Raw genomic sequence first — 12,672 nt, 5'->3', positions numbered from 1 at the left:
GCGGCCTTTTACTTTGTCGCGACCCGTGGCTCAGGCCTGCGGCGCAGCGGTCTTCGCGCGCGGGTACAGCGCCTGTCGGCCGATGACGCAGGCCAGGGCCAGCAGCAACCCGTAGGCCAGCAGCGCCACCCATGCCGTCACCGAGGAGGATGCGGCGCGAATGAGTTGGTCCCAGCTCATTGCCCGGACGGCCAGGAAACCCAGGCCGACGCCCAGCGCCTGGGCCAGCCAGAACGCCAGCGTGCCGTGGGCCACCGCCCGGCCCAGCCGCGCCGCGCCGATCGCGCGCGGCAGCAGGTTCAGGCAGAGCAGCACGCACATCGCCAGCACTATCGCGGGCAGGGCCAGATAGCCCAGCGTGAAGGCCGTCCAGCCCGCATCGCGGGACTGCATCTGCAGGACGCCGCCCAACGTGATGGAGACGCCCAGTTGCCAGATCAGCACGGTCAGCCCGGTGATCCAGGCCGCGTGCCGCTGGTCGTACGGCGGACCACCGGCGGGGCCGGCGGGCTGCACGGTCCAGGTGGCAATGCGCACGACAAGGCAGACGCCGATGATCTCCAGCAAGATGGTCGCGACGCGCACGACGATGCCCAGCGTCAGGAACTGGCCGATCACGCCGACCCCGGACCATTCCTCCAGCGTGCCGCGGTGGGTCATGACGAACTGCATCAGCACGTTGTGCAGGAAGGCCATGCCGGCGGCCACGGCCAGGGTGTAGACCAGGAGCAGGGCGATGAAAGTGCCGAAGAGCTTGCGGGGTTCGTCCACCGCCATGGTGTCGTGGCGCGCGAGCCAGCGGCGCATGGCGCCCCAGGTCGTCAAGCCCGCGATCACCGCCCCCATGACGATATGGGCCAGCAGCGGGGCCAGGTACTCGGGTTGGGTATGTAGTTCCCGCATTTGCCGGGTGTCGGGTAAACCGAACAGCATGAATCCCTGGACCACGGCCGAGTAGGCCAGGCGCAGGAAGACGGCGGTCAGCGCCAGACGCCAGGCGAGGGAAGAGGGGGACCGGACGGAATCGATCATCGGCAAGGGCGGCAAGTGTTGAGAAAAAGCAGCAGTCAAAAAATTAGGGATCGAACATAGCATGACGCTGCGCCGCGCCATGCAACGCGCTTGCCGTCAACGCGTTTCGAGTGCTGCCAAATGTTACGCGTCATCGCTAGGGGAAAACCCAAATAACCGCCGCCTCCCGGCTATAATCCAAATTTCCCGCACGCGCCCGCTCGTCCCGGGTGCTCATTACGATGACCAAATACGTATTTGTCACCGGCGGAGTGGTGTCTTCCCTGGGCAAGGGCATCGCCGCTGCGTCGCTTGCCGCCATTCTCGAGTCGCGTGGTTTGCAGGTCACCATGCTGAAGCTCGACCCGTACATCAACGTCGATCCGGGCACGATGAGCCCCTTCCAGCACGGTGAAGTGTTCGTCACGGAAGACGGCGCCGAAACCGATCTGGACCTGGGCCACTACGAGCGCTTCATCTCCGCCCGCATGCACAAGGTGAATAACTTCACCACGGGCCAGATCTACGAATCGGTGCTGCGCAAAGAGCGTCGTGGCGACTACCTGGGCAAGACTGTCCAGGTGATTCCGCACATCACCAACGAAATCCAGGACTTCATCGCCCGTGGCGCCGAAGCCGGCTGGAACGGCAACACGGACGTCGCCATTGTCGAAATCGGCGGCACCGTGGGCGACATCGAGTCCCTGCCTTTCCTGGAAGCCGCGCGCCAGATGAGCCTGCGCATGGGCCGCAACAACGCGGCCTTCGTGCATCTGACCCTGGTGCCCTTCATCGCCTCCGCCGGCGAACTGAAGACCAAGCCCACCCAGCACTCGGTGCAGAAGCTGCGCGAAATCGGCATCTATCCGAACGCGCTGTTGTGCCGCGCCGACCGTCCCATCCCGGACGACGAGCGCGCCAAGATCTCGATGTTCTCGAACGTGCCGCTGGACGCCGTCATTTCCGTCTGGGATGCCGATTCCATCTACAAGATCCCGGCCATGCTGCACAAGCAGGGCGTGGACAACATCGTCTGCGAAGCGCTGGGCCTGACCCCGCCGCCGGCCGATCTGTCCATGTGGGACAACCTGGTCGAAGCGCTGGAGCATCCCCAGCACCAGCTGACGATCGGCATGGTCGGCAAGTACGTCGACCTGACCGAGTCGTACAAGTCGCTGACGGAAGCGCTGGTTCACGCCGGCATCCACACGCGCTCGAAGATCAACATCGAGTACATCGACTCGGAAGACATCGAAACCCGCGGCACCGACCAACTGAAGCACCTGGACGCCATTCTGGTGCCGGGCGGCTTCGGCAAGCGCGGCACCGAAGGCAAGATCGCCGCGATCCGCTACGCCCGTGAAAACGGCGTGCCGTATCTGGGCATCTGCCTGGGCATGCAGTTGGCCGTCATCGAGTTCGCGCGCCACGTCGCCGGCCTGGGCGGCGCCAACAGCACGGAATTCGATCCGTCCGCCCCGCACCCGGTGGTGGCCCTGATCACCGAGTGGATGGACCGCGAAGGCAAGGTCGAAAAGCGCGACAACACGTCCGACCTGGGCGGCACCATGCGCAAGGGCGCGCAACGCGTGCCGATCAAGGCCGGCACCCGCGCGCAGACCATCTACGGCGACGAAGTGAACGAGCGTCACCGTCACCGCTACGAGGTCAACAACGTCTACGTGCCGCGCCTGGAAGAGGCCGGCATGGTGATCAGCGCCCGCACGCCGACCGAGAACCTGCCGGAAATGATGGAATTGCCCGACCACCCGTGGTTCGTGGGCGTCCAGTTCCACCCGGAGTTCACGTCGACGCCGCGCGACGGCCACCCGTTGTTCTCCAGCTATATCCGCGCCGCCATCGAGCAAAAGGCTCGCCGCGGCCAGGGGGCGTAATGCGCGCCTGCGGTCTCGAGTTCCGTAAGCGGATCCTCGGGGCCGCGGGCCCGTCCCCCAGTGCCGCGCTATACGGCGGCGCTGCTTTCGGATACAACCAATTAGCATCGGATATGCGTCGCCAGGCGGCTTGGGCCACACTGGCGGCGTTGTCGTATCCGAAATCAGATACCAACCCACGCAACTGCCCTGAAGGAACCCCATGAGTGCTTACCTCATCGCCGACGTCACGGTGACCAAGCCCGCGCAATACGAGGACTACAAGCGTCTGTCCACGCTCGCCATGCGCGCGTACGATGCCAAGATCCTGGTGCGAGGCGGAGAGTCCAAGCACCTTGAGGGCCGTGAGCCGGGCCGCACCGTCGTCATGGAGTTTCCCTCCATGGCGGCCGCCCAGGCCTTCTACGACTCCTGGCAGTACCGCCGTGCCCGCAACGCCCGCGAGGGCGCGGCTGTCATGAATATGTTTATCGTTCAGGGAATGTAAAGTCATGAGTGCAATCGTCGATATCATCGGCCGCGAAATTCTGGATTCGCGCGGCAACCCCACCGTGGAATGTGATGTGCTGCTGGAGTCCGGCGCCATGGGCCGCGCGGCCGTGCCGTCCGGCGCCTCCACGGGCGCCCGCGAAGCCATCGAGCTGCGCGACGGCGACAAAAGCCGTTATCTGGGCAAGGGCGTGCTGCGCGCCGTTGAAAACCTGAACACGGAAATCTCCGAAGCCCTGATGGGCCTGGACGCCCAGGAACAGACCTTCGTCGATCGCACGCTGATCGAACTGGATGGCACCGAGTCCAAGGAACGCCTGGGCGCCAACGCGATCCTGGCCGCCAGCATGGCCGTGGCCCGCGCCGCCGCCGACGAGTCCGGCCTGTCGCTGTACCGCTATTTCGGCGGCAGCGGCCCCATGAGCATGCCCGTGCCGATGATGAACGTCATCAACGGCGGCGCGCACGCCAACAACACGCTCGACCTGCAAGAACTGATGATTCTGCCGGTCGGCGCAGGCAGCTTCCGCGAAGCCCTGCGTTGGGGCGCTGAAGTCTTCCACATGCTGAAGAAGCTGATCCACGGCCAGGGCATGTCCACGGCCGTCGGCGACGAGGGCGGTTTTGCCCCCAACGTGCCCAGCCATGAAGCCGCCATCCAGCTCATCCTGAAAGCCATCACCGAAGCCGGCTACGAGCCGGGCACGCAGATCGCCCTGGGCCTGGATTGCGCCAGCTCGGAGTTCTACCGCGACGGCAAGTACACGCTGGCCGGCGAAGGCGGCATTTCGCTGTCCTCGCAGGAATTCACCAACCTGCTGGCCACGTGGTGCGACAAGTACCCGATCATCTCCATCGAAGACGGCATGGCCGAAAACGACTGGGACGGCTGGAAGCTGTTGACCGACCAGTTGGGCAAGAAGGTGCAATTGGTGGGCGACGACCTGTTCGTCACCAACACCAAGATCCTGCGCGAAGGCATCCAGAAGGGCGTCGCCAACTCGATCCTGATCAAGATCAACCAGATCGGCACGCTGACCGAAACCTTCGCCGCCATCGAAATGGCCAAGCGCGCCGGCTACACCGCCGTCGTGTCGCATCGTTCGGGCGAAACCGAAGATTCCACCATCGCCGACATCGCCGTGGCGACCAACGCGATGCAGATCAAGACGGGTTCGCTGTCCCGTTCGGATCGCATGGCCAAGTACAACCAGCTCCTGCGCATTGAGGAAGAGCTGGCCGAAGTGGCGTCGTATCCTGGCCTGGAAGCTTTCTACAACCTGCGTTGATGGGAAGCGCGGTGGCGGCGCCTGGCGCCGCTTCCGCATCCGCGCCACGACTGCTCTGAGGGTTCTCGCGTATGCGCCTGTTGTTCCTGGTGCTGTTCGTGCTGGTAGGCTTGATCCAATACCCGCTGTGGCTGGGTAAGGGCGGCTGGTTCAAGGTCTGGGATCTGCAACGCCAAGTGGCGGAGCAGCGCGAGACCAACGAAGGCCTGCGCGCGCGCAATGCCGCGCTGGAAGCCGAAGTGCGGGATCTTGAAGGCGGCACCGGCGCCGTCGAAGAGCGCGCCCGCGGCGAGCTCGGCATGATGCGCGAGGGCGAGGTCTTCGTGCACATCCTGCCGCAAAACACGCAACCTCCCGCTGCCGGCGCCGCGTTGACGGCCGACCCCGCAGCCCGGCCGGCCGCTGCCACGCGCGCCAACGTACCGGCAGCCGCCAAACCGCCCGCCAGCCGCGCGGCGGCTCCCGCCGCACCCAAACCCGCCAATTCCGCGAATAACGCCACGACCCGGCACTGAGGCATTCCTCAGCGGCAGCGAGTGTCGCGGCACGCACCCACCACCATTCCCACCGGCCAGGGCGTCTTGTTCGCCCAATCGACCGGGTGCGAGTGCATTTCCATTTCCAGTTCTACCTGGATCGGCAGCAAACCGTTTGCGCGGGCCACGCCCGCGTAGCTGGCGTCGTCGCGCCCCATGACGGCGAGCAGCGCGCGCAAGGGCGGCAGCCAGGGGCGATGCAGGTAGGTCAAGCGCAGCTTCAGCGTGTTGGCCTCGAAGATGCTCATGCCCCCCGGCCGCGGAGGCCTGCGCGCATGTTGAAGGTCTTGGTAGTCGTTGTCGATCGCGCGCATGCCCGGCGCCACCGCGACCGCCAGGCCGGCGCGGCCGTGTTCGCGGAACGCGCGGGCGTCGGGCTGCAGGATTTCGATGCGCCAGGGCGTCAGGCCGGCAAGCGCCGTGATCCCGACCTGGGCACGCTGCTGCCGGCGCCGCGCACCGGTCTTGCGGGCGTCGTCGTCCGCGCCGGCGTGCAACGGCAGCAACGCGTGTTGAAAGGCTTGCCGCATGCGGGCGGGGTCGCCGTGAGCGGTCGAGCCGGCGCGGGCCGCTTCAATCAGCGCCAGGTGCGCCATCTGCCGCACCGCCTGCCAACGGGCGGCGTCGATCGCCAGCAGGCCCAGCATCAGCCCGACCGCGCCGGCCACGGCGAATTCGATGGCGGCGGCGCCCCGTTGACGAGGGCTGGCAAAGAAAAAGGCGGTCATGGCTGCGCAGTGTGGCGCGGGCATGACTGCCTGTCGATACGGACTGTCCGAAGGGACGAAACCGACCCTTGTCGCGGGCCGGCGAGGAATCAATGCACGGTCGGCGGGGCGTCGTCGGCCGGCGGTTGGTGCGGCGCGAACAAGGTGGCGCAGTCGACGGCGTCGAACTTGTAGGGCTTGCCGCAGAAGTCGCAGGACACGTCCACCTGACCGCGCTCGGCCAGCACGCTGTTGACTTCCTCTTCGCCCAGCGAACGCAGCATGCTTGCCACGCGTTCGCGAGTGCATGGGCAGTGCCAGCGCACCGTCACGGGATCGAACGCCAGCAGGGTGTCTTCCCAGAACAGGCGATGGATCAGCGTGTCGATTTCGGCTTCCAGCACTTCATCGCGCTTGAGGGTACTGGCCAGCGCGTTGGTGCGGTCCCAGGTTTCCGCCGCGGCCTGTTCGGTCAGCAGCGGCGCATCCGAGCCGCCGTGATAGGGCAGGCGCTGGATCAGCATGCCGGCGGCATGGTCGGCGTCGGCCGCCAGCCACAGGCGGGTGTCCAGTTGCTCGGAGGCCTTCATGTAGTGTTGCAGGGCTTCGGCCACGGTTTCGCCTTCCAGCGGCACGATGCCCTGGTAGGCCTGTTGGCCAGGCAGCTTGCGCTGCGGGTCCAGCACCACGATGAAGCGGCCGTTGCCGCCCGGGTTCAGCAGGCTTTGCATCGTGCCGTCGGCGGGAACCTCGTGGCCTTCGCGCACTTTGACGGTGGCGCGCAGGCTCAGGTCGGAACGGCATTCCACCACCAGCAGGGCGATGGGGCCATCGCCCTGGATCTGGAGCACCAGCGAGCCTTCGAACTTGATGTTCGCGGCAAGCAGGGTGGATGCGGCCACCAGTTCGCCCAGCAGATGGGTGATGGCGGGCGGGTAATCGTGGTTGGCTTGAACGGCCTTCCAGGTCGTGTCCAGGCGCACGGCCTGGATACGGACGCTGCGGTCTTCGGTAAGGTATTTTTTAAGCTGATCGGTCATAGCGGAATGTTAGCCGATCAGGCGCCCGATTCCCCCTGCTGGCAGCAGGGGGTTGGGCGGTTCCCCACGGGGGTCAGGCAAGCCGTTTCAGCGCGGTCTTGTAGTGTTGGCCCCGCGCCACGTAATAGGCGGTGTTTTTGTGCAGATTGGCGATTTCGTCTTCCGAGAGTTCACGCACGATCTTGCCAATGCCGATCACCAGGGAATTGTCGGGAATGACCCGGTCTTCGGGGATGATCGCGCCCGCGCCGATCAGGCAATTGCGCCCGATGACCGCATTGTTCAGGACGATCGCCTGCATGCCTACCAGGGCGCCTTCGTGGATGGTGCATCCGTGCAGCATGGCCTGGTGGCCCACCGTCACATTGGGACCGATCGTCATGGGACAGCCGCTGTCCACGTGCAGGACGCTGGATTCCTGGACATTGGTGCCGTGGCGGATCAGGATGGCGTCGTTGTCGCCGCGGATCGATACGTTCGACCAGATGCTGACGCCCGCCTCCAGGGTGACATTGCCGATGATGTCGGCACTGTCGGCCACGTAAGCGGCGGGGTCGATGCGGGGGATCAGATCGTCAAGCTGGTAAATCGGCATGGCTTCAGGTCTCGGGTTGCTTCTCGGGGGCGCCATGGGCCGCGTCGGCGTCAACGGCGGTTGCCGCGGCGGGCGTGGCGGTTGCCGCCGGGGGCGTGGCGGCGGGGACCGGGGCAGAGGCCCGGGCGCGCTCTTCTTCGCGCAAGCGCAGGATGCGGCGCTGGATTTTGCCCGTCGTCGTCATGGGCAGTTCATCGACGAATTCGATCTCTTTCGGGTACTCGTAGGGCGCCAGGCGCTCGCGCACGTATTCCTGGAGGTTCTCGATAACGTCGGCGCGCTCGCGGTGGGCGAATTCGGGCGTCAACACCACATATGCCTTGACCAGGGCGCCGCGCTCGGCGTCCGGCTTGGGCACCACGGCGGCGTTGGCCACCGCGGGATGCCCGATCAGGCAGCTTTCGATTTCGCCCGGGCCGATCCGGTAACCGGACGACTTGAACACGTCGTCAGCGCGGCCGGCGTACCAAAGGTAGCCGTCGGCATCGACGGTGGCGAGATCGCCGGTCAGGCACCAGTCGCCCTTGTATTTGGCCTGGGTGGCGGCTTCGTTGCGCCAATAGCCCAGGAACATCACCGGGTCGGGATAACCGTGGATGTCCAGGCGGTTGACCGCGATTTCGCCGGTTCCGCCCGCGGCGACGGGCTTGCCGTCATCGTCCAGCACCGCGACCTGGTGGCCGGGGTAGGGGCGGCCCATGCTGCCCGGCCGGGCGGGCCAGCGTTTCTGGCTGTTGCCCACCACATAGTTCATTTCGGTCTGGCCGAACATCTCGTTGGGTGTTACGCCCAGCGCCGACTGGCACCATTCAAAGACGGTCTCGCCCACGCTTTCGCCGGCGCTCATGATGGAGCGCAAGGCCAATTGGTAGTGATTGCGGGGGTCCGGCACCGCCTTCATCAACATCTTCAGGGCCGTGGGGAAGAGGAAGGTGTTGGTGACCTGATAGCGCTCCATGAGCTCGAACGCGCGTTCAGCGGAAAAACGGCCGCGCGTGCCCACGATGGGGTGTCCGAAGTACAGCGTGGGCAGCAGCGCATCCATCATGCCGCCCGTCCAGGCCCAGTCGGCCGGCGACCAGAACACGTCGGCAGGCTTCGGGAACCAGTCCTGCGACGCCACGAAGCCCGGCAGGTTGCCGATCAGCACGCTGTGCGGCAGCAGAGCGCCCTTCGGCGCGCCGGTCGTGCCTGACGTGTAGAGCAGGATGGCAGGGTCGGACGAGCGCGTCGGGATGGCCTTGAATTCGCTGGGCTGGCGGGCCAGCAGGCTGCGCCAAGGCAGCACACGCTCGTCGGCGAAGCCGATGCCGATGATTTGCTGCAGGTTGGGGCAGTTGTCGCTGACGGCAAGCAGATTGGCGCTGGAAGCGTGGTCCACGATGGCGACCCGCGTTTCCGAGTCGCGCAGGCGGCTTTCCAGGGCTTCGGGGCCGAACAAGGCCGACAGGGGCAGCACGACGCCGCCCACCGTGTAGATGGCCATGTGGGCGACGACGGTTTCGGGGCGTTGCCCCAAAACGACACCGACCCGATCACCCCGGCCCACGCCCATTTTCACCAGGCCATTGGCCAGTTGATTGACGGCCTCGGCCAGTCGGGCATAGGTCCAGACCTCGCGGTTGCCGGACTCATCTTCGTAGTAGATGGCAATGCGCCGCGCATCCGGACTACTGGATGCCCAGCGGTGGCAGCACGCATCCGCAATGTTGAACTGGGTCGGTACCAGCCAGCGGAATGATTGGTAGAGCGCCTGATATTGGTCGTTCATGGCCCTATGTTGTAAGCATGTTGCAGCTGCGTGAACGGGCCAACTCGCCCGTTGCCTCAGATGCAAGCATGACCTAGAGGGCCGTGAACTGCAATATCCCCGTTGCGTAATGGGGACGCATACGGGTTATCACGGGTGTTTGCTTTGGCGGCGCAGTGCGGAGGGCAGGGCGGGCAGGGAGAGCGAACGCGGGGGGCGCACGGTCGGTTCCGCCTGTCTTTCCGCCTGGATGGCGGCCCAGTCCAGCAGTTGGAGTTGGCCGTCGTGCGTTTCCGCCAGGGCGGACAGGCTTTCGACCCAATCGCCGTCGTTGCAGTACAGGATGCCGCCCACGTCGCGCAGTTCGGCCTTGTGGATGTGGCCGCAGACCACGCCGTCCAGGCCGCGCCGGCGCGCTTCGCCTGCGAGCGCTTCCTCGAAATCCGTAATGAAAGAGACGGCGTTCTTGACCTTGTGCTTCAAGTATTGCGACAGGGACCAGTAATGCAGGCCCAGGCGATGCCGCAGCCGGTTGAAATGGTGGTTGATCCACAGCGCCAGCTGGTAGAGGCCGTCGCCAAGATGGGCCAGCCAGCGGCTGTGCTGGATCACGCCGTCGAACTGGTCGCCGTGCAGCACCAGCAGGCTCAGGCCCTTGGCCGTGACGTGCACGTCTTCGTCCAGGATTTCGATGTCGCCGAACGCATAGCCGGCGAACTCGCGCGCGAATTCGTCATGGTTGCCGGGGATGAAGACCACCCGTGTGCCGTTGCGCGCTTTGCGCAGGATGCGCTGGATGACGTCGTTGTGCGCCCGCGGCCAGTGCCAATGCTTGCGCAGTTGCCAGCCGTCCACGATATCGCCCACCAGATACAGCGTGTCCGAATCGTTGTGGTCCAGGAAATCGAGCAGGAATTCCGCCTTGCACCCGGCAGTGCCCAGGTGAATATCGGAAATCCAGAGAGCACGCCAGTGCACGGGTCGGATTTCGTTCACGGTCGCTTCCATGTGGGCTGTCGTCATGCCTCAGGATCAAATCATCCGGCGATGACGGGCGTGTGAAGAATCCGTGACGCTGTTGTGACGGCGGGGCGGTCTTGCGTGGCGCCGCCGTCACGGGAGAATGCTCAAGGCTGCTGCGCGTCGGCCTTTTTGCCTCGCAGGCGCTTCCACAACCCACCGCCCAGGGCGGCGGCCGCCAGGATGCCGACCTTGGCGAACTTGGCCAGGAACGCGGCGATGACGGCGAAAAGCCCCAGCTTCTTCGCGGCCACGCCGGCCACCAGCGCGGCCAGCCCGTATTCGGCGACCTTGTCGGTCGAGGAATCGAAATCGGCGTAGCGCTTGCCGTCCACGTAGTTCAGATTGTCCAGCAACGCCAGCACGGCGGTCTTGTCCTTGGGCACCAGGCTTTGCTGGGTGATCAGGTCCAGCGTGATGTAGCCGTCGCGGCCCAGCGCATAGGTGTTGTAGTTCACTGTCGGGTCTTCGCCGGCGTCGACGCCCTTGTGCTTGGCGGCCACCGACCAGACCAGCCGTTGCGTGTTGCTGTCGTACTTGGGGGCTTCGACCCAGCCGTCCACGGTCAGCTCGGGGAAGCCGCGCTTCTTGCGTTCTTCGTTGGACTGTTCGGTGCCTTCGCGCAGGCTATCCAGCAATTCGCTGACATCCCAGTTCCGCGCGTCGTCGTCCTTGATGTAGCCCGCCTTGTCGAAATTGACGGTGACGACCCAGTCGTCGTCATCGCTCTTGGGCATCACGACGCCCAGCAGCGAGGGGTCCTTGCCGTTGCCGTAGGCCTGCATCAGGCGTTCGGCCTGCAGGCGGGGAACGAAGAACATGTTCTGCGGCAGGTGCACGACCGCCTGCTCGCCCAGCTTCACATCGGCCGGCCCTTGCTGAGCGGCGGCGAAGGCGGCTTTCGTAGCCGATTCGATCTCTTGCTGGGCGGACGCGTTCTGGGCCAGGGCGCCGGCAGGCAGAAAGCAAAGCGCGCTGGCGGCGGCCAGCGACAGAAGGGAAAGGAAAGCGCGCATGAAAGGTCCGGGAGGCGTCTGTTTAAGGGGGCCTCATTGTCTTTGCGAGCGACTTTCAATTTTCTGAAAGCACGCGATGAATTCGCCGCATGCTTTTGCTGTTTGTAATATTTTGTGTGTGCCGAGGGGGCGTCAGCGCGATTTCTGGCGCTGCGGCGCGTTGCGCAGGCGCGTGCCCAGGATGCGGTCATGCAGAAACTGCCCGTCGGGGTCGAACCAGGACCAGATGAAAATGGTGAAGGGCGCGGCGACGATGAACATGTCCATCGAGGCCCAGCCCGTCAAGCTGGCGGCCCCCCACACCACGGCAGCCCCGGCCAGCACCAACGGCCAGACCAGCACGTAGCGCAGGATCAACCGAAACGTCGGCGGCGTGTTGCCGTCGCGGTCGACCAGCCGGATGTTCCAGGTCTTCATCGGCAAGGTCTGGCCCCGCCGGCGCCAGCACAACACGAAGTAGGCGCCTATCGCGATGAACAACCAGGCTTGCCGGGCTGCCCGCAGTTCCAGCGCGTTCTTGCTCTGGGTCAGTGTGTCCAGCAGGTAGCCCGCCAGGAACACCACGCCGAACAGCAGCACGGCTTCGTACATCATGCAGGCAAACCGGCGTAGCCGGTTGGGGGTCTGGTCAAGGGCGTCTGTCGTCATGGGTGGGCATTATCCGATAAAGATTGCCCCCACGGTGCGCCCTTCGGGCTTCCTGCCCCCCGAGGGGGCTCTCCCCCCTTGGGGCGGCCCGGCGGGGGGAGGTGCCCCCACGCTTCACGCACTACGTGTGCTCTGCCCCCAAGGGAGGAAAGGCCCGACGAAAAAAAACCCGCCGGTAAGGGCGGGTCTATAAAAGGGGCTATGCAGCCCCCAAGGGGAAAATCTTTCGGGCCTTAGCGCTTAAGGCCCAGGCCTGTCTTTAGGCTGCTGAGTGCGCGTTCTTGGCGCTCGTCTTGCCAGCCAGGGCCTTCACGCCGTGGGCCAGCTTACGCAGGCCGGCGGCCAACGCCCGCATCGGGTGCGGACGGAATTGTTCTTCAATCGCCTGGAGCATCAGTTGGCGCTCGAGTTCGTCGGTCAGGCGGATGGTGTTGTTCGGGTTGATCACAATAGCCTCCACGGGCTTGCACAGTTGTTTGCTACTAGGGATAACCCGAATTATAGGGTTTACCCTGAAACTGTGCAAGGGGAAGGTGCAAGCAGGTGCAACTTGGCAACACCCTGGTGCTGATAATGCCCCAAAACCGCGCGGCGGGGCACCATAAGCAAAGATACGCGCACCATATTGCGGCGCTTTTACAACGCGCTTTCGTGCGGAAAATGGGGTTGAGGGCCC

Annotated in this window: 13 protein-coding genes; 4 read left to right on the top strand and 9 right to left on the bottom strand. The window is 65.1% G+C overall.

Features of this window, described 5'->3' with window-relative positions; translation table 11 throughout:
* Positions 1-30: 30 nt before the first annotated feature.
* A complete protein-coding gene (locus ACE039_RS20865; RefSeq protein WP_485823242.1) occupies positions 31-1,032 on the bottom strand; it encodes a hypothetical protein in 1,002 nt (333 codons plus the stop codon).
* Positions 1,033-1,253: 221 nt separating this feature from the next.
* On the opposite strand from ACE039_RS20865, the gene pyrG reads away from it, so the two are divergent.
* The 4 genes from pyrG (at position 1,254) to ftsB (ending at position 5,199) form a co-directional block, all read left to right on the top strand.
* The gene (gene pyrG, locus ACE039_RS20860) at positions 1,254-2,906 is read left to right on the top strand and encodes a CTP synthase (protein ID WP_310032874.1); all 1,653 of its coding nucleotides are present in this window, start codon (positions 1,254-1,256) and stop codon (positions 2,904-2,906) included.
* Between the two features lie 202 nt (positions 2,907-3,108).
* On the top strand, positions 3,109-3,393 hold the full coding sequence (locus ACE039_RS20855) for a DUF1330 domain-containing protein (protein ID WP_006223888.1): 285 nt from the start codon (positions 3,109-3,111) through the stop codon (positions 3,391-3,393).
* Positions 3,394-3,397: 4 nt separating this feature from the next.
* Entirely contained in the window at positions 3,398-4,684 is a 1,287-nt protein-coding gene (gene eno, locus ACE039_RS20850) for a phosphopyruvate hydratase (protein WP_006218107.1), read from the top strand.
* Between the two features lie 71 nt (positions 4,685-4,755).
* On the top strand, positions 4,756-5,199 hold the full coding sequence (ftsB, locus tag ACE039_RS20845; protein ID WP_485810870.1) for a cell division protein FtsB: 444 nt from the start codon (positions 4,756-4,758) through the stop codon (positions 5,197-5,199).
* 8 nt (positions 5,200-5,207) lie between these two features.
* Here the strand turns inward: ftsB and ACE039_RS20840 are convergent, their stop codons facing one another.
* The 8 genes from ACE039_RS20840 to ACE039_RS20805 all read right to left on the bottom strand — a co-directional run bounded on the left by ACE039_RS20840 (position 5,208) and on the right by ACE039_RS20805 (position 12,444).
* Entirely contained in the window at positions 5,208-5,948 is a 741-nt protein-coding gene (locus ACE039_RS20840) for a TadE/TadG family type IV pilus assembly protein (protein WP_485823241.1), read from the bottom strand.
* Between the two features lie 89 nt (positions 5,949-6,037).
* The gene (gene hslO, locus ACE039_RS20835) at positions 6,038-6,967 is read right to left on the bottom strand and encodes an Hsp33 family molecular chaperone HslO (RefSeq protein ID WP_105555052.1); all 930 of its coding nucleotides are present in this window, start codon (positions 6,965-6,967) and stop codon (positions 6,038-6,040) included.
* Between the two features lie 73 nt (positions 6,968-7,040).
* Positions 7,041-7,562, bottom strand: coding sequence for a gamma carbonic anhydrase family protein (locus ACE039_RS20830; RefSeq protein WP_485823240.1), 522 nt, complete (start codon positions 7,560-7,562; stop codon positions 7,041-7,043).
* A gap of 4 nt (positions 7,563-7,566) precedes the next feature.
* Positions 7,567-9,333: an acetate--CoA ligase gene (locus ACE039_RS20825; protein ID WP_485823239.1), complete on the bottom strand. Its 1,767-nt coding sequence runs from the start codon at positions 9,331-9,333 to the stop codon at positions 7,567-7,569.
* Positions 9,334-9,462: 129 nt separating this feature from the next.
* Complete coding sequence (locus ACE039_RS20820) at positions 9,463-10,335, bottom strand: UDP-2,3-diacylglucosamine diphosphatase (protein WP_485823238.1); 873 nt, start codon at positions 10,333-10,335, stop codon at positions 9,463-9,465.
* Between the two features lie 104 nt (positions 10,336-10,439).
* On the bottom strand, positions 10,440-11,348 hold the full coding sequence (locus tag ACE039_RS20815; RefSeq protein ID WP_485823237.1) for a DUF2167 domain-containing protein: 909 nt from the start codon (positions 11,346-11,348) through the stop codon (positions 10,440-10,442).
* A 132-nt stretch (positions 11,349-11,480) separates the two neighbouring features.
* Positions 11,481-11,996 carry an RDD family protein gene (locus ACE039_RS20810; RefSeq protein WP_485823236.1) on the bottom strand — a complete coding sequence of 172 codons (516 nt, stop codon included), beginning with the start codon at positions 11,994-11,996 and terminating at the stop codon, positions 11,481-11,483.
* Between the two features lie 259 nt (positions 11,997-12,255).
* Positions 12,256-12,444: a hypothetical protein gene (locus ACE039_RS20805; RefSeq protein WP_035212795.1), complete on the bottom strand. Its 189-nt coding sequence runs from the start codon at positions 12,442-12,444 to the stop codon at positions 12,256-12,258.
* Positions 12,445-12,672 lie beyond the last annotated feature (228 nt).

This window comes from Achromobacter maghribensis (assembly GCF_057334215.1).
The sequence above is the reverse complement of the archived record's forward strand: the minus strand, read 5'-3'. Positions and strand labels throughout refer to the sequence as shown.